20 protein-coding genes are annotated in these 20,721 nt (G+C 69.1%); 12 read left to right on the plus strand and 8 right to left on the minus strand.

Annotated elements, in window-relative coordinates; genetic code table 11:
- Positions 1 to 265: 265 nt before the first annotated feature.
- Together ACQEVG_RS15705 and ACQEVG_RS15710 are read left to right on the plus strand one after the other, a co-directional pair.
- Positions 266 to 664 (plus strand): STAS domain-containing protein, encoded by a 399-nt coding sequence (locus ACQEVG_RS15705; RefSeq protein WP_432983188.1) that lies wholly within the window; start codon positions 266 to 268, stop codon positions 662 to 664.
- Positions 665 to 676: 12 nt separating this feature from the next.
- On the plus strand, positions 677 to 1,123 hold the full coding sequence (locus tag ACQEVG_RS15710; RefSeq protein WP_432983191.1) for an ATP-binding protein: 447 nt from the start codon (positions 677 to 679) through the stop codon (positions 1,121 to 1,123).
- Positions 1,124 to 1,144: 21 nt separating this feature from the next.
- Here ACQEVG_RS15710 and ACQEVG_RS15715 read toward each other — a convergent pair whose 3' ends face one another.
- Positions 1,145 to 2,062 carry a SigB/SigF/SigG family RNA polymerase sigma factor gene (locus ACQEVG_RS15715; protein WP_432983194.1) on the minus strand — a complete coding sequence of 306 codons (918 nt, stop codon included), beginning with the start codon at positions 2,060 to 2,062 and terminating at the stop codon, positions 1,145 to 1,147.
- A gap of 123 nt (positions 2,063 to 2,185) precedes the next feature.
- On the opposite strand from ACQEVG_RS15715, the gene ACQEVG_RS15720 reads away from it, so the two are divergent.
- Positions 2,186 to 2,611: an ATP-binding protein gene (locus tag ACQEVG_RS15720; protein ID WP_432983197.1), complete on the plus strand. Its 426-nt coding sequence runs from the start codon at positions 2,186 to 2,188 to the stop codon at positions 2,609 to 2,611.
- Between the two features lie 193 nt (positions 2,612 to 2,804).
- Positions 2,805 to 5,747 (plus strand): HAMP domain-containing protein, encoded by a 2,943-nt coding sequence (locus tag ACQEVG_RS15725; RefSeq protein WP_432983200.1) that lies wholly within the window; start codon positions 2,805 to 2,807, stop codon positions 5,745 to 5,747.
- 76 nt (positions 5,748 to 5,823) lie between these two features.
- On the opposite strand, the gene ACQEVG_RS15730 is transcribed toward ACQEVG_RS15725, so the two are convergent.
- Positions 5,824 to 8,106, minus strand: coding sequence for a SpoIIE family protein phosphatase (locus ACQEVG_RS15730; RefSeq protein WP_432983203.1), 2,283 nt, complete (start codon positions 8,104 to 8,106; stop codon positions 5,824 to 5,826).
- A gap of 199 nt (positions 8,107 to 8,305) precedes the next feature.
- On the opposite strand from ACQEVG_RS15730, the gene ACQEVG_RS15735 reads away from it, so the two are divergent.
- Positions 8,306 to 8,632, plus strand: a complete 327-nt coding sequence (locus ACQEVG_RS15735; RefSeq protein WP_432983206.1) for a plasmid stabilization protein — start codon at positions 8,306 to 8,308, stop codon at positions 8,630 to 8,632.
- A gap of 112 nt (positions 8,633 to 8,744) precedes the next feature.
- On the opposite strand, the gene ACQEVG_RS15740 is transcribed toward ACQEVG_RS15735, so the two are convergent.
- Both ACQEVG_RS15740 and ACQEVG_RS15745 read right to left on the minus strand, forming a co-directional pair.
- Entirely contained in the window at positions 8,745 to 9,122 is a 378-nt protein-coding gene (locus ACQEVG_RS15740; protein ID WP_432983209.1) for an ANTAR domain-containing protein, read from the minus strand.
- A 261-nt stretch (positions 9,123 to 9,383) separates the two neighbouring features.
- Entirely contained in the window at positions 9,384 to 10,199 is an 816-nt protein-coding gene (locus ACQEVG_RS15745) for a VOC family protein (protein ID WP_432983212.1), read from the minus strand.
- 248 nt (positions 10,200 to 10,447) lie between these two features.
- On the opposite strand from ACQEVG_RS15745, the gene ACQEVG_RS15750 reads away from it, so the two are divergent.
- From ACQEVG_RS15750 to ligD, 4 genes are all read left to right on the plus strand, one after another.
- Complete coding sequence (locus tag ACQEVG_RS15750; protein ID WP_432983215.1) at positions 10,448 to 10,675, plus strand: DUF6458 family protein; 228 nt, start codon at positions 10,448 to 10,450, stop codon at positions 10,673 to 10,675.
- Positions 10,676 to 10,757: 82 nt separating this feature from the next.
- Complete coding sequence (locus ACQEVG_RS15755; RefSeq protein WP_432983218.1) at positions 10,758 to 12,086, plus strand: NAD(P)/FAD-dependent oxidoreductase; 1,329 nt, start codon at positions 10,758 to 10,760, stop codon at positions 12,084 to 12,086.
- A gap of 1 nt (position 12,087) precedes the next feature.
- Complete coding sequence (locus ACQEVG_RS15760) at positions 12,088 to 13,932, plus strand: transketolase (RefSeq protein WP_432983221.1); 1,845 nt, start codon at positions 12,088 to 12,090, stop codon at positions 13,930 to 13,932.
- A 3-nt stretch (positions 13,933 to 13,935) separates the two neighbouring features.
- On the plus strand, positions 13,936 to 14,838 hold the full coding sequence (gene ligD / locus ACQEVG_RS15765; RefSeq protein WP_432983224.1) for a non-homologous end-joining DNA ligase: 903 nt from the start codon (positions 13,936 to 13,938) through the stop codon (positions 14,836 to 14,838).
- A 71-nt stretch (positions 14,839 to 14,909) separates the two neighbouring features.
- On the opposite strand, the gene ACQEVG_RS15770 is transcribed toward ligD, so the two are convergent.
- Positions 14,910 to 15,077 carry a hydrophobic protein gene (locus ACQEVG_RS15770; RefSeq protein WP_432983227.1) on the minus strand — a complete coding sequence of 56 codons (168 nt, stop codon included), beginning with the start codon at positions 15,075 to 15,077 and terminating at the stop codon, positions 14,910 to 14,912.
- Between the two features lie 246 nt (positions 15,078 to 15,323).
- On the opposite strand from ACQEVG_RS15770, the gene ACQEVG_RS15775 reads away from it, so the two are divergent.
- Positions 15,324 to 16,115: a SigB/SigF/SigG family RNA polymerase sigma factor gene (locus ACQEVG_RS15775; RefSeq protein WP_432983230.1), complete on the plus strand. Its 792-nt coding sequence runs from the start codon at positions 15,324 to 15,326 to the stop codon at positions 16,113 to 16,115.
- Positions 16,116 to 16,143: 28 nt separating this feature from the next.
- Complete coding sequence (locus tag ACQEVG_RS15780) at positions 16,144 to 16,671, plus strand: DUF6328 family protein (RefSeq protein ID WP_432983233.1); 528 nt, start codon at positions 16,144 to 16,146, stop codon at positions 16,669 to 16,671.
- Here the strand turns inward: ACQEVG_RS15780 and ACQEVG_RS15785 are convergent.
- The gene (locus ACQEVG_RS15785) at positions 16,649 to 17,554 is read right to left on the minus strand and encodes a cation diffusion facilitator family transporter (RefSeq protein WP_432983236.1); all 906 of its coding nucleotides are present in this window, start codon (positions 17,552 to 17,554) and stop codon (positions 16,649 to 16,651) included. The two genes, ACQEVG_RS15780 and ACQEVG_RS15785, sit on opposite strands and share 23 nt — an antisense overlap.
- A gap of 180 nt (positions 17,555 to 17,734) precedes the next feature.
- On the opposite strand from ACQEVG_RS15785, the gene ACQEVG_RS15790 reads away from it, so the two are divergent.
- The gene (locus ACQEVG_RS15790; protein WP_432983239.1) at positions 17,735 to 18,361 is read left to right on the plus strand and encodes an Hsp20/alpha crystallin family protein; all 627 of its coding nucleotides are present in this window, start codon (positions 17,735 to 17,737) and stop codon (positions 18,359 to 18,361) included.
- Between the two features lie 67 nt (positions 18,362 to 18,428).
- Here the strand turns inward: ACQEVG_RS15790 and ACQEVG_RS15795 are convergent, their stop codons facing one another.
- Positions 18,429 to 19,328, minus strand: coding sequence for a TauD/TfdA dioxygenase family protein (locus tag ACQEVG_RS15795; RefSeq protein WP_432983242.1), 900 nt, complete (start codon positions 19,326 to 19,328; stop codon positions 18,429 to 18,431).
- 59 nt (positions 19,329 to 19,387) lie between these two features.
- Positions 19,388 to 20,713, minus strand: coding sequence for an LLM class flavin-dependent oxidoreductase (locus ACQEVG_RS15800; protein WP_432983245.1), 1,326 nt, complete (start codon positions 20,711 to 20,713; stop codon positions 19,388 to 19,390).
- Positions 20,714 to 20,721 lie beyond the last annotated feature (8 nt).

Below are 20,721 nucleotides of genomic sequence, written 5' to 3' on the forward strand. Positions count from 1 at the left end.
TGCGAGTACCCACTCCTCAGCGAATGATCCCGGCTCGGAGTGCGGCGGTCGGCCGAGCGGGGGTGTGGAGGCGTGGCCAGCGGGTACGTTCCCTGCGTTCCGGCAAGAGGCCGGAGAGACAAGTCTGGTGGCGGTGCCTTCTCATCCTGTCAACGTCGAGAGTGTGCCCTGCCGGTGACGCCGCGTCTCAGGACGTCGGGGGTGTCAACACAGTCGGGCATTGGTCGACATGACCGAAGGACGTCGAGGAGGCGGGAGAAGCCCCATGGTGTCGGGAGTTGCCGGGCAGCCAGAAGGGGACGGCATGGCCGGTGGCGGACGCTTCGGCGTCGAAGTGAGGCCGGGGGTCGACGCCTTCGTGCTCGTACTCGCGGGCGAACTCGATCACGACACGGCGGAGCCGCTCCGTGAGGCCCTGGCGGACAGCGTGCAGGCTGCGCCCGACCGGATCGTGGTCGACTGCGCTGACCTGCGGTTCTGCGACTCCACCGGCCTGAACGTCCTGCTTCGGGCCAGGCTGGCCGCGCGCGAGGCGGGCAGCCGGCTCGAGCTCGCCGCGCTGCGGCCGCCAGTGGCGCGCATGTTCGACATCACCGGCGCCCATCAGGTGTTCCAGGTGTACGCCAGTCTCGACGAGGCGCTGGCGGACCAGCAGGCGAAGTGAGCGGAGGTGCCGATGGGCGTGAGCCTCCGCGGACAGGGACAGACACGTCGTCTGGCGCTGTTCGCAACCAAGGGTGTGGTGAGCCGCTGCCGCGACTTCACCAGGGTGGCTCTGGCCGACTGGGAGTGGGCGCACACCACGGCGGACGAAGAGACAGAGCGCGTCGAGGACGTGCTGCTGCTGGTGTCCGAGGTGGTCACCAATGCCTGTCTGCATGCGGGAGGGCCGAAGGAGCTGGTTCTGCGCCACAGCGGCGACCAGCTGCGGATAGAGGTCGTCGACGGCAGCCCGGAGCACCCGAGGCCGCGGCCGCCGGGCGATGCGTCACAGCCGGGCGGGCACGGCCTGATGGTGCTGGAGCGGCTGGCTCGCCGCTGGGGCTGGGCACCGCTCGACGACGGGAAAGTCGTCTGGGTCGAGGTCGCCCGTCCCCAGCCTGAGGCCCCGTCCCCGGCCTGAGGTCATAGGAGCCGTACAGAGCTACGAGTCAGTGACGGCGCTGTCGTCCCCGTCGTCCAGCAGCGCGGCGCGCAGCGTCGCGAGGATGCGTGCCAGCAGCCGCGACACATGCATCTGGGAGAGGCCGAGCCGGGCCCCGATCTCCGACTGCGTCAGCTCGTCGCCGAAGCGCAGCGACAGGATGAGCCGGTCTCGCTCGCCGAGGCCGGCGATGACCGGCTTGAGGGACTCCAGGGACTCCACGATGCCGAACGCCGGGTCTTCCCTGCCGAGGCTGCGGCCGACCGCGCCCAGAGCCTCCTCCTCGTTGGGCGGAGCGTCCAGGGAGCGGGCGACATAACCGTTGGCCGCCTGTTCGCCCTCGACCACCTCGGCCTCGCTCAGCCCGAGGCGTTCGCCCAGCTCGGCGGCCGTCGGCGGACGTCCCAGGTTCTGCTCCATGGCGTCACGCGCCCTGGCCAGGTCGATGCGCAGCTCCTGCAGCCGACGCGGCACCTGGACCGCCCAGCTGGTGTCGCGGAAGAAGCGCTTCATCTCGCCGACGATGGTCGGCAGGGCGAAGCTGGTGAACTCCACCTCGCGCTCGACGTCGAAGCGGTTGATCGCCTTGATGAGGCCGATCGTTCCCACCTGGACGATGTCTTCGGCGGGCTCGGAGCGGGCCCGGAACCGCTGCGCGGCGAATTTCACCAGGCTGAGATTGAGCTCGACCAGGGTGTTGCGAACGTACGAGTAATCGGCCGTGCCCTCCTCGAGCGTCGCGAGACGCTTGAACAGCGCGGTCGACAACGTGCGTGCGTCCATGGTGCTGACGGAGCGCGGATCGGGGATCTCCGGCAAGCCCTCCAGCGCGCCGCGACGGATCGTGCGTTCCTGTCGCGGTTGCGGCGACGGCGTCCTCTCGTCGGCAGTCCGGTCGGTGTGAATGCTGCTGGTCATGAGGCTCCTTCGACGGGGCGAAGGCCGACGCTGTTGGACACAGCGGGACCGTCGTGCGAGCTTCCCTCTAAGAGATGCCCGTTTCTCACGCTTTAATGTTGATTTGGGGGGCACGCGTATCGCATGGATCGGGCACAGAAAGAGCGGCTTGTACCGCACAGCCGCCGATTCCCGTTGAAGGGCGGACCCGGCGTGGTCGGCCAGTGCCGCGACCTGACGAGGCAGGTGCTCGACGAGTGGTACCGCCCGTCAGGACCGACCGCAGGCATGATCACGGCGGATGTCCTGCTGCTCGTGTCCGAGATCGTCACCAACGCCTGTTTGCACGGCGGAGCTCCCACCGAGCTGAGGCTCGACCGTGCCCCTGGGCGGCTATGGGTCCAGGTAAGCGACAGCAGCCCGGAACAGCCCCGGCCGCGCAGCCGGCATCGGGCAGCCCGGGCGCACGGACACGGCCTGTATCTGCTGCAACGGCTCTCCGCCGCGTGGGGCTGGATGCCACGCGATACGGGCAAGGTGGTCTGGTTCATGGTCCGCGTCCCCGACTGAGCAGGGAGCCTCATCCTGTAGGAGGGACGGTCTCGAACAAGCAGCGTCCTCGTCCCCGTGACCAGGAACGACGGGGATCGCTCCGGGGTGACCGGACCGAAGCCGCGTGCCACAGTGGGTAGAGCCGTTGAGAGCGCCTCTCCGCGGGGCCTCATCTCACGGCGCAGCGAGTGACGACGGCGCGAGGTCTGCGATGGATGTCTCTGCCCACACGCCCGACCCCGATCGTGCCCGGCCGCCCGCGGAGCTGGGCGAGGACGGGCTGCGGAAGCTGCTGGCCGGGCTCACAGCAGTACGTGACGGCGATCTCTCCGCCCGCCTGCCCGACGACACCGGCGGACTCCTCGGCGAGATCGCGACCATCTACAACGCCATGGTGGAGCAGCTCCTGCTGGTCACCTCCGAGGTGACCCGGGTCGCCCGGGAGGTGGGCGGACAGGGCCTGCTCGGCGGTCATGCGCGCGAGCCGCGGGTGCGAGGCGTCTGGCTGGAGCTCACCACGGGCGTCAACACCATGGCGGACAATCTGACATCGCAGGTGCGCTCCATCGCCCAGGTCGCCACGGCGGTGGCCCGCGGCGACCTCACCCAGAAGATCCGGGTCGACGCCCGCGGGGAGATCCTGGAGCTGAAGGAGACCATCAACACGATGGTGGACCGGCTGTCGTCGTTCGCCGAGGAGGTCAGCCGGGTGGCACGCGAGGTGGGCACCGACGGAAAGCTCGGTGGTCAGGCCACCGTCCGGGGCGTTTCGGGCACCTGGAAGGATCTGACGGACAACGTCAACTCCATGGCGAACAACCTCACCAATCAGGTCCGTAACATCGCCCAGGTCACCACCGCCGTCGCCGGCGGCGACCTGACGCGCAAGATCGACGTCGATGCGCACGGGGAGATCCTGGAGCTCAAGACCACCATCAACACCATGGTCGACCAGCTGTCGTCGTTCGCCGCCGAGGTCACGCGCGTGGCCCGCGAAGTGGGCAGCGAAGGGCGGCTCGGCGGGCAGGCCGAGGTGGAGGGCGTTTCCGGTACGTGGAAGAGGCTCACCGAGAACGTCAATGAACTGGCAGGCAATCTGACCCGGCAGGTGCGCGCCATCGCCAAGGTGACCAGCGCGGTCGCGGAGGGCGACCTCACCCGCTCCATCACGGTCGAGGCGCCCGGAGAGGTCGGAGACCTCAAGGACAACATCAACGCGATGGTCGAATCGCTGCGTGCGACGACCCGGGCCAATGAGGAGCAGGACTGGCTGAAGACCCATCTGGCGCGGGTGTCCGGCCTGATGCAGGGCACCAGAAGCCTCCCCGCGGTCGCCGAGCTGATCATGACCGAGGTGCCCCCGCTCGTCTCCGCCCAGTACGGCGGCTTCTTCCTGGCCCAGGACGAGGGCGAGGGGCTCGAACTGGTCATGACCGCCGCATACGGTTCGCCGGACGACCCGGCCGCCGGGCCGCGCCGCTTCCGGCTCGGCCAGTCCCTGGTCGGGCAGTCCGCAAAGAGCCGCCACACCATCACGGTGGAGGATCTGCCGCCCGGATACGCGACCATCGTGTCCGGCACCGGCCGGATGGATCCCAGCCATCTGATCGTGCTGCCGATCGTCGTGGAGGAGCAGGTGCTCGGCGTCATCGAACTCGCGACGCTGCGCCCCCTGACCGTCATCCACCGGGATTTCCTCGACCAGTTCATCGAGACGGTCGGCGTGAACCTCAGCTCGCTGATAGCCAATGTGCGTACGGACGAACTGCTGGACCAGTCGCAGAGCCTGACCGCCGAACTCAGCGCCCGCTCCAGCGAGTTGCAGGCACGTCAGGAGGAACTGCAGCGCTCCAACGCCGAACTGAAGGAGAAGGCGGCGCTGCTGGCCGACCGCAACCGGGACATCGAGCGCAAGAACCTGGAGATCGAGCAGGCACGCCAGGAGCTGGAGGCCCGCGCCCAGCAGCTCTCCCGCACCTCGATGTACAAGTCCGAGTTCCTGGCCAACATGAGCCATGAACTCCGTACGCCACTGAACAGCCTGCTGATCCTTGCCCAGTTGCTCGCGCAGAATCTGGAAGGCAATCTGACGTCGAAACAGGTCGACTACGCCGAGGTGATCCACTCCGCGGGCTCCGACCTGCTCCAGTTGATCAACGACATTCTGGATCTGTCGAAGGTCGAAGCCGGAAAGATGGACATCCATGCCGAGCCCTTCTCTCTGCATCAGCTCCTCGAGTACGTCGAGGCGACCTTCCGGCCGGTGGCGAGCGACCGCGATCTGGAGTTCCACGTGGTCGCGGCCCCAGGGATTCCCGAGGAACTCATCACCGACGAAGCCCGCCTCCGGCAGGTTCTGCGCAATCTGCTCTCCAACGCGCTGAAGTTCACCGAGGAGGGCAGCGTCGAGCTCCGCGTCCACCCCGTCACCGACGAGCGGCTGCCGGCTTCGGTGCGCGACTCCGGTCCGGTGGTCGCCTTCCGGGTCACCGACACCGGGATCGGCATCCCGGCCGATCGTCTGCAGAGCGTGTTCGGCGCTTTTCAGCAGGGCGACGGCACCACGTCCCGGCAGTACGGCGGTACCGGACTCGGGCTGTCCATCAGCCGCGAGGTGGCGCAGCTGCTCGGCGGCACCATCGTCGTGGAGAGCACCGTGGGCAGGGGCAGTTCCTTCACGCTGTATCTGCCGGTTCGGGCCCCGGGCCGAAAGCAGCGGGACGAGGAGGTCATGCGGGAGCTCGCCGAGGGCGTCGTCCACGAGGCGGAACCGGCCACGGGACACACGGTGCTGGTGGTGGACGACGACATCCGGAACATCTTCGCGCTGACCCAGGTCCTGGAGCGCGAGGGGATGCTGGTGCTCCAGGCGGACAACGGCAGAGCGGGGATCGATCTGCTCATAGAGCACGGCGAGGTGGATCTCATCGTGATGGACGTGATGATGGCCGGCATGGACGGCAACGCCACCATGGCGGCGATCAGGGAGCTGCCCCGGTTCGCCGATGTGCCGATCATCGCCGTCACCGCCAAGGCCATGCCGGGCGACCGCGCCAAGGCCCTGGCCGCGGGAGCAAGCGACTATGTGGCCAAGCCCGTGGACGCGGACGACCTGATGGCGAGAATCCGCATGTGGCTCACGCGCGGCCGCTGACCGGGCGTGCGCAGCCCGGACTTGCTCAGAAGCCAGACGTGCTCAGAATCCGGGTGCCCCTGGAACCCGGACGCTGTCAGACGATCCGTACCGCGATGAGGCTGGTGTCGTCGTCCGTGTCACCCGGGGCAGAGCTCAGCAGACGGTCGGCCTGTTCCTCCACCTCGCAGAAACTCAGCTCCTCCGCAGCCTTCCGCAGCCCGTCGAGCCCCTCGTCCAGGGCGTCGTGGCGGCGCTCGATGAGTCCGTCCGTGTACAGAAACAGCGTGTCGCCAGGCATCAGTTGGGTGGTCGTCTCCTGGTAGACGGAGGACGGCACGGCTCCCAGCAGGACGTCCCGCGGCGGATCGAGCAGCCGAGCCCTGCCGTCGCGTACCAGCAGCAGCGGCAGATGCCCGGCGCTGGCCCAGCACAGGGTCCGGTCGGCCGGATCGTAGAGCGCGCAGACCGCGGTCGCTGTGGGGTGCCCCAGGGTGTTGAGGGTGACGTCGTTCAGCCACTCCATGAGCCGTCCCGGGGTGTGCCCGGTGAACGCCAGCCCCCGCAGCGCATTGCGCAGGGCGACCATTCCGGTGGCCGAGTCGATGCCGTGCCCGGCTATGTCGCCCACCGCGACCAGCACCTTGCCGTTGGGCAGCGGGAGGACGTCGTACCAGTCGCCGCCCACCCGGTACTCCTGGACCGCGGGCCGGTAGCGGGCCGTGGCCTGCAGTCCCGGCAGTCGCTGAACGGCGGGCATCTCGGGGACGATGGCCTGCTGGAGCTGGAGGGCCAGCTGGTGCCGCAGGGCAGCCTGCGCCTGTACGGCGGTGAGCTGGTCGAAGGTCGCGCTGAGGGCGACCTCCGTGTGGAACCCCGCGGAGACGTCCTGGTAGACACCGGTGATTCCGGTGAGGACCCCCTCGTCCAGCAGCGGCTCCGCGGCGATGCGTACGTGCCGGAGTCCGCCGTCGTCGCGGGTGATGCGGACGACCGTGACCGCGCTCGTACGCCGTTCATTGAGGGTCGACACAAGCTCGGCCAGATTGTCGGCGTCCTCCGGGTGCACCCGGAGCTGCAGACCTGCCAGCGGGAGCGGCTCCGACTCCCGGTCGACGCCGAGAATTGCGTACGCCTGTTCACTCCAGACGGTCGTGCCCGTGGTGAGATCGTCCTCGAACGGTGCGACGCCCTGCAGCCGGCCCAGTGCGCGCATCGCGGACAGACGGCGGTCGCTGCCGGTGTGCCACAGGACGATGGTCTGTTCGGCGCCTGCCGGCAGGACTCGTACGTCGAGAAGCGGGGCGGGGGCGCCGGGGCCGTGCTCCGCGGGCAGCCTGGCCGCGCGCCGGGCAGAGGTCCCGGAGTGCGCCTGCCGGGACATGAGCGCGAGGTCGGAATGGTGGTGGGGGAAGGCGACTGCGATGGGCTGCCCCACCGCCGGGTAGCTGCCGCCGAGGGCCTTGGACGCAGACTCGTTGAGGTACTCGACCGACAGCTTCGACGAGTCCGGATCACGATGCAGGATCATCGCCGGATGGGCCAGGGAGTCGAGCAGGTCGTCGAGCAGCGGTGCGGGGGAGGGGGCGGTCTCCGTGGCGTTCAGTACCCTCGCCGCCACGTCGACGAGGTCGGTGAGCGCGCGGCGGAGGCCGTCGTCGAGGTCCGCGGGCCCGGGCCAGACGACGAGAGCCAGTCCCACGGTGGCGCCCTTGAGACGCAGCGGGAGCAGGGCACGGGCAGCCTCGGGAGCGCCCGGAAGGACGGAGCCGGGGGGCACCCCCGATGCCGACCAGAGAGGGGAGCCCTCCGCGACAACCTGGTGAAACGGCGCGGGGGCCGCCGGCGGGATCCACTGCCATCGCGTCGCCTCCGTGGCGCTCACGCCGGCGTGTCCGGCCAGGCGGAAACAGTCGGATTCCATCCGGCGCCACAGCCACAGACTCTCCACGCCGAGTGGACGCAGACCGCCCTCCAGCAGGGTGGCCGCCGCTTGGCCGACCGTGTGATCGGACTCTGCGACGCTGGCGACGCGGCGGGTCCTGCGAGCCTCGGCGACGGCTGTGCCGTCATCCCTGCCGTCATCGCCCGAGGACGGCGCGGGTGGCGCGACGGCAATGGTGCCCGCCACGCCGTTCACGATGTCCGCGGCGAGGTCCTCGGAGCTCAGACCGGTCGCCTCGGCGAGGCGCACGAGGTGTTCCGCGGCTTCGGCGGGCGACGCCTCCAGCTGGGCCACCAGAATCCCGGTGGCCAGGTCGATGAGATGCCGTCGCGTGAGCTGCTCGCGCAGAGAGGCGTTGTCGGCGGCGAGGGCGGCGACCGCTGCGGACAGCTCGTCGTGCCCGCCGCTCGAACCCGAAGGCTCCGGCGCAGGCATGATCACGACTACTCCCATCCCGAGCAGACAACGCAAACGGGTGATCCGCCCGATCTGGATTCTACGCGGGCAGGCCCTGCGGAGCATGTGTCCGCACTCGTCTGACCTGGCAACCGCGGGTTTGCCCGGGGAGGATGCGGTAACTCTGAGGGTGCGTGGCGGTGGGGGGAATCATCCACATATCGGCGAAGGAGTTGCCATGCCTCGCGGTTCGAGTCCCAAGCGTGAACGGCAGTACGAGCACATCAAGGAGAGCGCTCAGCAGCGCGGCGAGAGCAAGGATCGTGCGGAGGAGATCGCCGCGCGCACCGTGAACAAGGAACGGGCCCGCTCCGGTGAGTCCCGTACGGCGAGCAAGAGTTCCACTCAGGACATGTCGTCGTCCCGGCGCGGTGGGAAGCGTTCGCACAGCGGATCCGAGGGGCCGACGTACGACCAGCTGTACGCGGAGGCGCAGCGCCGCAACATCCAGGGGCGGTCTTCGATGAACAAGGCGGAGCTCAAGCGCAAGCTGGGCAGCAACTGACTGCCGCATGGAGGGCCGCCGGGTCGTTCGCCGGGCCGCTCCCCGCAACCCGCGTCGCCTGCGCAACCTGCTGCGGGCAGTGAACGGCAGCCAACGCCAGACCGAGCGCCGGTCACTGCCCGCTGTCGGGCAGGGCCGCCAGGGCGGAACGCAGCGCGGCGCGGATCGGCCGGGACGGCGGTGAGCCGTTGATGCTGTCCACGATCCCCTGTGCGATCTCGCGGAGCTTGATGTTGGTGTGCTGGGAGACCTGTACCAGTACCTGCCAGGCCTGCTCCGGCGTGCACGATGCCGTTGCCATGATGACGCCGCGCGCCATGTCGATCACCGGGTGCGTACGGAGCGCCCTGCGCAGCCCGTCCACTTCCTCGCGCAGCGCACGCGCTTCCACCTCCGCACTCACGATCCGGTACTGCATCTCGTCCGAAGCGGCCCACGCCGGGGCACTCGCGCTCTCGAGCGCCCGCTCTGCGTCGTTCCCCTGCGCCATGGTCCCGCTCCCTTCCTGCTCAAGGACCGTCTGGCAGACGTCGTGTCTTCGTCACGCTTGTGCCCAGGGAAGCGCCCCGAACACATGCACGCAAGGGCTTCATTGCGACAAGGCAAAGACGCTTCCCCGCGGTGTTTCGCCCGCTGCGATTGCGGTACTGAGCCAGGAAGTTCCCTGCGTACGAGGGAACGCAGGCGCCGGCCAGTTGGGCACATCAGCTGCCGGCGCCGCCTCATTCCGGCCGAGAGCGCCACCGGAACGTCACTCAAGGAACTGACGGCTCGTGATCGTGAAGAGAGCACCGTCGGCGTCGCGCAGCGTCACCTCGGGGCCGTGCGGCGTGGACCGCCTGACCAGTACGAAGCCGCCGTTCTCGAGGGCGGCCTCGGCGGTGGCGTCCACGTCCTTGACCGGGAAGTGGATGTGCCAGCGGGGCTGGATCATGGGATCGGGAGCGGCTTCACTCGCGCCGGAGCTGAGGCGCGCGAGGACATGCCCATTGCTGCGCAGAACGACCTCGTCCTCCTCGTAACTGACCTCGCAGGCCCCAGGGCGCCCGGATGCCCACTCAAGGACCTCTCCGTAGAAAATGGCGGCATCGAACGCGTCGCGGGTCCGCAGCCGCAGCCAGGCGGGCGTGCTCTTGCGCCAGGTGTGCCAGTCGGGGATGAGCTCGCCTTCCCAGATGCCGAAAGTGGCGCCGTCCCGGTCGGCGGCCAGAGCCCCCCGGCCCAGCGAGAAGGTGAGCGGGCCGACCGCGACCGTCCCGCTGCGCTCCCGGATACGTGCCGCTGCCTCATCCGTGTCGGTGACGGCGAAATACGGGGTCCAGGCGACGGCGATCTGCAGCTGGGGTGCCAGGGCTCCGAGGCCCGCGACCGGCGCGCCTTCGTGGAAGGCGACGCTGAACTGTTCGCCCAGTCTGCCCTTGCGGAACCGCCACCCCAGGACCGCACCGTAGAAATCCTGGGCGGCTTTCAGATCACGGGTCATGAGACTGACCCAGCAGGGCGCGCCGAACACGGCGGCGCTCGACGTCGCAGCTGCGGACTTGGCCGCTGTCGTTTCCTTGTCCATCACACTCGGTGTCCCGGTCGAAGGGGCCCCAGCGCCGGCCCGGTGGAATATCGGGAAGTGGGCTTCGCACCTCATCCTGCCCCCGTGGCTTCGTACACGCGAGCCGCGACTGTCCGCCGCGGGCCGGACCCGCTCCGGCGCCCTCCCGCGCGGCAGGCACAGCGCCCGGCTCCGCCGTTGCCGCGCATGACCGACCCCGGCGCGGGTACCCGGCTGCGACCAGCACTTCGAACAGGAAGGTGAGTCACATGGGCCTGGGAGGGTGCATCATCCTCATCGCAGTCGGCGCGATCCTGACGTTTGCCACAGACTGGGAGGTGCAGGGCGCGAACCTCGACGTGGTGGGTCTGATCCTGATGGCCGTCGGCATCATCGGGGTCGCCACGTTCACGAGCATCGCCAAGCGCCGGCGCGTCGTCGTGCCGCCGACGACCCCCGTCATCGACGAAGAGCGGGGCCGCCGCACGTATGAGTGACGGCGCCGGTTTCGCGCGGCGACCCAGGGGCACCCGCTCCGCCGTCCGCCGCACCACTTCCGATTCCGCGCCGGAGTAGATCGTGACCCGTTCCCGTGTCGTTGTCGTAGGAGCCGGATTCGCCGGTTTCCAGGCCGCCCGTGCACTGTCCCGGGCAGCACGCGACAAAGCCGAGATCACCGTGCTCAACCCGACCGACTATTTCCTCTATCTGCCGCTGCTGCCACAGGTCGCGGCGGGAATCCTGGAACCCCGCCGGGTGACCGTGTCGATTCCCGACTCTCTGCCACAGGTGCGGCTGGTGCTCGGCGATGCCGCCGGGGTCGATCTGGCCGAGCGGCGCGTTCACTACACGGACCCCGAGGGCGGCTCCGGCGCGCTGGAGTACGACCGACTCGTCCTGGCCGTCGGCAGTGTCAACAAACTGCTTCCCGTGCCCGGGGTCGCCGACCATGCGCACGGCTTCCGCGGTCTGCCCGAAGCTCTGTACCTGCGCGACCACATCACACGGCAGATCGAGATGGCCGCTACCGCCGCGACCTCACAGGAGCGTGCGTCCCGGCGCACCTTCGTGGTTGTCGGCGCCGGCTACACCGGCACCGAAGTCGCCGCCCAGGGAAAGCTCTTCACCGACGCGCTGACCCGCAAGCAGCGCACCGGGGACCAGGGCGGCCCGGTGCGCTGGCTGCTGGTCGACATCGCCGAGCGAGTGCTGCCCGAGCTCGACCGCAGGCTGTCGTCGACGGCCGATCGTGTGCTGCGCCGTCGCGGCGTCGACATCCGGACCGGCACATCGGTCAAGGAGGCCACCGAGGCCGGAGTCCTGCTGGATGACGGGGAGTTCATCGACACGAGGACGCTGATCTGGTGTGTGGGCGTGCGGCCCGACCCCCTGGTGTCCGACGTCGGGCTGCCCGTCGAGCGCGGCCGTCTGCTCGTCGACTCGCGGCTGACCGTGCCCGGGTACCCCGAGGTCTTCGCCTGCGGCGATGCGGCCGCGGTACCGGATCCGACCAGGCCCGGCCAGTACACGCCGATGACGGCCCAGCACGCCTGGCGCCAGGGAAAGCTGGCCGGACTCAACGTCGCAGCCTCCCTGGGGCGCGGCGAGCAGCGTGCGTACAGCCATCACGATCTTGGCTTCCTCGTGGACCTCGGCGGGGTCCAGGCCGCCGCGAACCCCCTCGGAGTGCCGCTGTCCGGGCCGATCGCGGGCGCGGTCACCCGCGGTTACCACCTGGCCGCCATGCCGGGGAACCGGGTGCGCGTCGCCGCCGACTGGCTGCTGGATGCCGTGCTGCCGCGCCAGTCCGTCCAGTTGGGCCTCGTCCGCTCGTGGTCGGTCCCGCTGGACACCGCTTCGCCGGAACTCGCCCGGGTCCCGGGCGGCCCCACCGTCAAGGAGGAGTGACATGCGAACCGAACAACTGGCGGAACTGGGCCAGCAGTTGCGTGTGGACGCGGTCCGCGCCGCCGACGCGGCCGGATCCGGGCATCCGACGTCCTCCATGTCCGCCGCGGACCTGGGCGCCGTGCTGCTCGCCAACCATCTGCGATACGACTTCGAACGGCCCGACCATCCGGGCAACGACCGGCTGATCCTCTCCAAGGGTCATGCCTCACCGCTCCTGTACGCCATGTACAAGGCGGCGGGCGTCATCGACGACGAGGAACTGCTCACCTTCCGGCGTCTCGACAGCCTCCTCGAAGGGCATCCGACGCCTCGGCTGCCCTGGGTGGACGTGGGCACCGGGTCCCTCGGGCAGGGCCTGCCGATCGGCGTCGGCATGGCATTGGCGGGCAAGAAGCTCGACCAGATCCCCTACCGGATATGGGTGCTGTCGGGCGACAGCGAGATGGCCGAGGGTTCCGTGTGGGAGGCCATCGAGCAGGCGGCGTACGAGAATCTCGACAATCTGACGCTGCTCATCGATGTGAACCGGCTCGGCCAGCGCGGGCCGACCCGCCACGAGTGGGATCTCGACGCCTACGCCCAGCGGCTGGGGGCCTTCGGCTGGCACACCGTCGAGATCGACGGGCACGATGTCGCCGCGGTGGACGAGGCACTCGCCGAGGCGCGCTCCACCTTCCGGCGGCCCACCGCGGTCATCGCCCGTACCCGCAAGGGCCGCGGCGTCAAGGCCGTCGAGGACCGGGAGGGCATGCACGGCAAGCCGCTGCCCGACGCGGACGAGGCCATTGAGGAACTCGGCGGGCCGCGTTTCCTCCGGGTGGAGGTCCAGTCCCCGCCCGCGGCACGAGTGCTGCACGGCGCCCTCAGCGCCCATCTGGAGCGGCCGCGGTTCGATGTCGGAGACTCGGTCGCCACCCGCACCGCGTACGGACAGGCGCTCGCCGCGCTCGGATCGGTGCGCGGCGACGTGGTCGCGCTCGACGGGGAGGTCGGCGACTCGACACGTACCGAATACTTCGCGAAGGCGCACCCCAGCCGTTACTTCGAGTGCTACATCGCCGAGCAGCAACTCGTCGCGGCGGCCGTCGGGTTGCAGGCCCGGGGATACGTCCCGTACGCCTCCACGTTCGCGGCCTTTCTGACCCGCGCCCACGACTTCATACGGATGGCCGCCGTCAGCCGCGCGTCGATCAATGTCGTCGGCTCGCACGCGGGTGTCGCCATCGGCCAGGACGGGCCGTCGCAGATGGGGCTCGAAGACCTGGCGATGTTCCGCGCCGTGCACGGCAGCACGGTGCTCTACCCCTGTGACGGCAATCAGACGGCCCGGCTGGTCGAGGCGATGGCCGAGCTGCCGAATGTGAGCTATCTGCGTACGAGCAGGGGTGACACACCGGTCGTCTACGGTCCGGACGAGGAGTTCCCGGTGGGCGGCTCCAAGGTGCTGCGGTCGGGGGAGCAGGACCGTGTGACCATCGTCGCCGCCGGAGTGACGGTCCATGAGGCGCTTGCGGCCGCTGAGCTGCTGGACCGCGAGAACATTGCGGTGCGCGTCGTCGACCTCTACTCCGTCAAGCCCGTCGATGCTCAGACGCTGCAGAGGGCGGGCGACGAGACGGGCTGTCTGCTGACCGTGGAGGACCACCGCCCCGAGGGCGGCCTGGGCGACGCGGTGGCCGAAGCCTTCTCGGACGGCCGCCCCGTACCGCGACTGGTGCGGCTCGGTGTCCGCAACATGCCCACTTCGGCCACGCCCGAGGAGCAGTTGCGGGTGTCGGGAATCGACGCGGACTCGATCGCGGCCGCGGTACGGCTGCTGGTGGGAGAAGCGGTGGTGCGCTGAGCCATGGGCAGCCACCGAGTGCGCGCAGGCCGGCACACGGTAGAGATTCACCGGCCCGAGAAGGCCCTCTTCCCCGACGACGGCCTCACCAAGCAGGACCTCGTCGACTACTACCGCCGCGTCGCGCCGTTCATGCTGCCGCAGCTGCGCGGCAGGCCGTTGATGCTCGAACGGCACCCCGACGGCATCGGCGGCCCCCGCTTCATGCAGAAACATACCCCGGACAGTTGTCCGGAGTGGGTGCGCAGGGTCGAGGTGGCCAAGGAGGGCGGCACGGTGACCCACACCGTGTGCGACAACACGGCCACCCTGGTCCATCTCGTGGACCAGGCGTGCATCACCTTCCACCGCTGGCAGTCGCGTGTCGGCCGGCTGGAGCAGCCCGACCGGATGGTCTTCGACCTCGATCCGGCACAGGACGACTTCGAGTCCGTACGCCGGGCGGCGCAGCAGCTCGGTGAGCTGCTCGACCAACTCCAGCTGCCGTCCGTGCTGCTGACCACCGGCTCCAAGGGCCTGCATGTGATCGTGCCGCTGGCGGGCGGCGAGGGCTTCGACGAGGTGCGCGACTTCGCCAGGGCGGTCGCCGAGACGCTCGCCGGTCGCGATCCCGACCGGCTGACCACAGAGGTACGCAAACGAGCCAGGGGCGGCCGTCTGTATCTGGACATCCAGCGCAATGCCTATGCGCAGACGGCCGTTGTGCCGTACTCCGTGCGTGCCAGGCAGGGCGCTCCGGTGGCTACTCCGATCAGCTGGGACCAGCTGAAGGACCCCGACCTCACCGCCCACCGCTGGACGGTGCTGGACGCGGTGGAGCAGGCGGGCACCAAGCCCTGGGCGGACGTCCTCGGTCGCGGCCGGGCGCTCGCTCCCGCCCGTCGCCGTCTGACAGCCCTCCGCTGACTGAAGCAGCGACAAGGAGCTGAAACGACGAACGGCGGCCCGAAGGCCGCCGTTCATCGTTCTTCTCTCGTCTACCACCGGTACCAGCGGGCCCTGGAGCCCCCTGCTGTGCTCCGCATCAGGAATCCCAGCAGCCATACAACCAGAACGGCGATGGCAATCCACCACAGTGCCTTGACGGCAAAGCCCACACCGAACAGAACGAGTGCGAGAAGCAGAACGAGAAGGATGGGAACCATAATCTGCACCTCCAACCAGCAGGTGCCCATTCTTCTCCGGCATACACGCTGCTCCGGTGCTCAGGAATTGACGGCATTCTTCCCCCTGAGTTTGCCGGGAGAAGCCGGGGGCAGACGCAATCTGTGCTTCGGACCGGAGGCACGTCCGTGGGAGCGGCGCCAAGCGCCCTGACGTGTCTTTGATGCGTCCGCATTCCTGCGGCGGTAATCATCCCGTCTCCACCGTTGAGGGAGTGCCAGCGCCTCATGCGCACACAAGCGAGCAGGAAGCATCCGCACGACGACGCCCCCGACACCGCAGCCGCCTTCGAACGGCTCGCGAAACTGCCCCAGGGAGCCGAGCGCGAGGCCGTGCGCCGGGAGCTGGTGAAAGCCTGGCTGCCCATGGCGGAGCGGCTGGCCGGCCGGTTCAGGAACCGGGGGGAGAACCTGGAAGACCTCTGCCAGGTCGCGGCCCTCGGCCTGGTCAAGGCAGTGGACCGCTACGACCCCGCGCGCGGCACCGCGTTCGCCAGCTTCGCCGTGCCCACCATCACCGGCGAGGTCAAACGGCACTTCCGTGACCACATGTGGACCCTGCATGTGCCGCGCCGCGTCCAGGACCAGCGCAACCGGGTCCGGGTGGCCCAGCGGGAACTCCTCCAGCGCGTGTCCAGTCGGGTGCCCACGCTCCCCGAGATCGCCGCACAGGCGGGACTGACTCTGGACGAGACCCGAGCGGGTCTGGAGGCCGCCGACTCCTTCACCGCGCTGTCCCTGGACGCCGAACACCCGGGCAGCGAGGGCGGCCACACCCTGTCCGACGCACTGGGCAGCGCGGATCCGGCGCTCGACATCGTCATCGACCGCGAGGCTGTGAAGCCCCGGCTGCGGCGATTACCGGAGCGGGAACGGAAGATCCTCTACATGCGGTTCTTCCGCGACATGACGCAGAGCAGAATTGCCGAAGATCTCGGCATCTCTCAGATGCATGTCTCACGACTCATCAGCAGCTGCTGCGAGCGACTTCGCCGCGAGATCATGCAGGATGCCGCGTAGGGAGTTTCGGAAGTATGGGAGGCGCCAGATGGAACAGCACGGCGAAGAGAGCGGCCAACGCGGCAGGAGCGAGACGGAGGAGGAACGGGCCGACCGGCGATGGAGTGATCTGATCCAGGAATTGCGGGTGGCCCAGACCGGTGTCCAAATCCTCTTCGGATTCCTGCTCACCGTCGCTTTCCAGCCCCGTTTCGTCGAACTGTCCGGCACCGACCGCACCATCTATACGGTGACCGTGCTCCTGGGGGCGGCGACAACCGGCGCTCTGATCGGGCCGGTGTCGTTCCACCGGCTGCTGACCGGGCTGATGCTCAAACCACAGACGGTCATCTGGGCCTCTCGCCTGACCGTCCTCGGACTGTTTCTGCTGCTGGGCACGATGGCTTCCTCGCTGCTGCTCATCCTGCGGCTGGTCCTGGACGACTCGCTCGCTCAGTGGCTGGTGGCCGCGATGGTGCTCTGGTTCGTCCTCTGCTGGTTCGTCATTCCGCTCTGGACCCGTATCAAGAACCCGCGCAAGGAAGGACACCCGGTCAGTCCGCGGGCGCCTCAGTAATGTCGAGAAAGACCTGATCCGCCTGCGGCCACGCGGCCCTGACCGACCGTTTGATCCGTACGCAGATGAGCTCGACCTCCTCGCTGTCGAAGCCGGGAGTCAGATCCACCCGGGCGGCCACCAGAGTCGAGTCCAGTCCGAGCCGCATGGTGAGCAGTGCGGCGACGTTGTGGATCTCGGGCTGGTTGTGCAGGAGTTCACGGATCCGGTCGCACAGCTCCGGCTCGACCGCCTCGCCGATCAGCCGGTCGCGGGCCTCCCGGCCCAGCCGGTACGCGACGTACACGAGAAGCAGTCCGATCGTGAGGGACGCGGCGGCTTCCCAGACAACGTTCCCGGTGACCAGATGGAGCACCATTCCGGCCATGGCGAGGACGACGCCGAGCACCGCGGTGCTGTCCTCCGCGATGACCGTGCGCAGGGCGGGGTCGCGAGCGCCGTCCTTCTCCTTGCGGAGCTGGTGCAGGGCACGGATCAGCGAACCGCCCTCGGCGAGCAGCGCCACCACGAGGACGACGAGCCCGGCCGTATAGCCGGCGCGGGATTCCTGCGGGTCGCCGGCCAGTGCGTGAACGCCCTGGTAGAAGGAGAAACAGCCACCCATCACAAAGATGCCCACTGCCGCGAGCAGCGCCCAGAAATAGCGTTCCTTGCCATATCCGAAGGGATGGTGGGCGTCCGGCGGGCGGTGGCTGCGGCGCAGCGCGACGAGGAGGAACACCTCGTTCACGCTGTCGGCGACCGAGTGCGCGGCCTCGGACAGCAGCGCGGGGGATCCCGAGGCCAGCCCGCCGACGGCCTTCGCCACGGCGATCACCAGATTCGCGGCGAGCGCCACCAGGACGGTCACCCGGGTCTTTCCGTCGGATTGGTTGCGCTTCATTCCGGTCACCGTAGGCGTTCCCGCCCATGTGGGCGAGTGCGCGAACTGCGCCGCACGGGCGGCACATTGGCTGACGCGAGTAAGCGAAAGAAAGGGGTGGGGTGGGTGTAAACGACTGGGAGCGTGGCGGTACTGTGCGCCCACCGCCAGATGGGTGGCGTGGCATCAGTGGAGGAATTAGTGACAACAATCAACAGATCGTGGCGGCGTGCAGGAGCCTTCGCAGCTGTCGCGACGGTCAGCGCTCTCGGCGTCGGCCTGAGCGCCGGCACCGCGCAGGCGCACACCCCGGTGTGGAAGGTGACCTGCACGGAGGTCAGCGTCGACCTGAAGGCCTACAGCCCCGAGAAGGACAACACCGTGACCGTCACGGTGGACGGCAAGGACCTGCTGCCCACCGAGACGTTCAAGGGGAACTTCCACAAGACGCTCGAGCTTCCGAAGCACGACAAGGAGCTCACCGTCCGTCTCGTCGTGAAGGCCGGCGACGACGACAAGTTCTCGCGTGACGACACCAAGACGGCGCCGGTCTGCGACGACAACAAGCCGAGCCCGTCGGCCACGCCGTCTCAGCCGCCGAGCTCCACTCCCTCGCCGAGTGACACTCAGACCGACACGCCGAGCACGGCCACCAGCTCCGCCGAGGCGCCCCCGGCCTCTGCCAAGCCGAGCCCCACCCCGGGCGACCTGGCTGAGACCGGCTCCTCCAGCTCCACTCCGCTGATCGCCGGCGCTGCCGCCGTGGTCATAGTCGCGGGTGGCGGCATCATGTGGGCCGCGCGCAAGCGTCGCAGCGTTCAGGGCTGACGTTTGCCGCACCAGGCAGGCGGGGAGGGGGGTCGTCGGGGGACGGCCCGCCCTCCCCGCGCCGTTGTCAGGCGGCCGCGGCCGGGGTGTAGTGCCCCGCCTCGTCGCCCTCGACCACCCGGCTGCCCTCGCCATTGACGCCGACCGGGACGTCGCCCGCGACCGTCACCCGGTGCAGCAGGCGCGGCAGGTCGCCATAGTCGTCCGGCGCGTAGTGCTGGGTGATGCGGTTGTCGAAGAGGACCAGGTCGCCCGGTGCCCAGGTCCAGCGGACGACGTTCTCCGGGCGGGTCACATACGCCTGCAGGATCCGCAGGATGTCGCGTGACTCGGACGGGGAGAGGCCCACCAGGGACTGGGCGAATCCGCCGATGAACAGGCCGCGTTCACCCGACTCCGGGTGCACGCGCACCACGGGATGCTCGGTGCGGTACTTCGTGGAGACGAACTGCCTGCGGTGCTCGGCCGCCTTCTCGCTCTTCGGCTCGGCATAGTCGTACGCGTTGGTGTGTACGGCCCACAGCCGGTCGGCCAGCTCGCGCAGCGCGTGGGGCAGATCCCGGTAGGCGGCGGCCGAGTTGGCGATCAGAGTGTTGCCGCCGTAGGGCGGGACGACGAGGCTGCGCAGCGTGGACGCCTTGGGCGGAGTGCGCAGGAACGTGACATCGGTGTGCCACTGGTTGGCACGGATGCCCTCGTCGCCGTCGACCGGCAGGATGTGCGGCTGTCCCTCGACCGACGGCACGGTGGGGTGCGCGGTGGTGAGTTCGCCGAAGAGCGAGGCGAAGCGGATCTGAGCCGCGTCGTCGAGCTGCTGGCCGCGGAAGAAGAGCGCCTTGTGCTCCACGAGCGCCGCGTTGATCTCGGTGACGATGGCGGGGTCGATGTCGGCCGAAATGTCCACGCCGAGGATCTCGGCGCCGATGCGGCCGCCGACCCGGCGGATGTCGAAACCGGTGCTGGTCATGGGGGAACTTCCTCTCTCTGTACGGGAAGGTGCGGGTCTGGTCCGGGAAGCCGCGGAGGTCAGTGGGTCCGGCCGGGCGGGCGCTCGAGGCCGTAGTGGTCGCGCAGGGTCCGCCCGCTGTACTCGGTGCGGAAAAGCCCCCGGGCCTGCAGCAGGGGCACCACCTGGTCGACGAAGTGGTCGAGGCCGCCCGGCAGATACGGCGGCATGATGTTGAAGCCGTCCGCGGCACCCTCGGTGAACCACTCCTCCAGCTGGTCCGCGATCTGCTCGGCCGTGCCGGCGAAGACACGGTGGCCGCGCCCGCCGCCGAGGCGGGCGATCAGCTGGCGGATGCTGAGCTGCTCGCGCCTGGCGAGCTCGGCGACCAGCGTGAAACGGGACTTGTTGCCGTTGATGTCCTGTTCCTCGGGGAGGTCGGGCAGCGGTCCGTCCAGCGGCAGACCGCTCAGATCCGTACCGAGCATCTGGGACAGCTGCTGCAGCCCGTACTCGGGGACCTGCAGGTTTGTGAGCTCGTCCTCGAGTGCCAGCGCCTCGGCCTCGGTCGCGCCGATGATCGGGCAGATGCCGGGCAGGATCTTCAGCTGGTCGGGCGTGCGGCCGTACTTCACGAGCCGCGACTTGAGGTCCTTGTAGAAGGTCTGGCCGTCGGCGAGGGTCTGCTGCGCCGTGAACACGGCCTCCGCGTACCGTGCCGCGAACTCCTTGCCGTCCTCCGAGGATCCGGCCTGCACCAGCAGCGGATGACCCTGCGGCGGGCGCTGTACGTTGAGCGGCCCGTCGACCCGGAAGTGGGTGCCGCGGTGTCCGATCGGCCGGATCGCACCCTCCTCGGCGTAGACACCGCGCTCGCGGTCGATCACGGGAGCATCGTCGCGCCAGCTGTCCCACAGCTCCTTGGTCACATCGACGAACTCGGCGGCGCGCTCGTAGCGCAGCGAGTGCTCCAGATGCTCTTCGAGGCCGAAGTTCTTGGCTTCGGCCACATTCCCGGAGGTGACGATGTTCCAGCCGGCGCGGCCGCCGCTGATGTGGTCCAGCGAGGCGAATTTGCGAGCCACATGGAAGGGCTCGTTGAAGGTGGTCGAGACGGTGGCGATCAGCCCGATGTGGTCGGTGGCGACGGCCAGTGCGGACAGCAGGGTGAGCGGCTCGAAACCGCCGGCCGCGTTGTAGCGGGCGTCGCCCCACAGGGCGACGCCGTCCGCGAGGAACAGCGAGTCGAGCCTGCCACGTTCGGCGGTGCGGGCCAGCTCCTGCCAGTACGAGAGATCGGTGATCCGCTCGGGCTGGGTGCCTGGATGGCGCCAGGCCGCGTCGTGATGGCCGGCGTTCATCAGGAACGCGTTGAGATGGAACTGGCGGGGGGCGTCGGCGGCCATGGGCGAAA

This window comes from Streptomyces sp. CA-135486, assembly GCF_050936555.1.
In the GTDB taxonomy this organism is placed as follows: domain Bacteria; phylum Actinomycetota; class Actinomycetes; order Streptomycetales; family Streptomycetaceae; genus Streptomyces.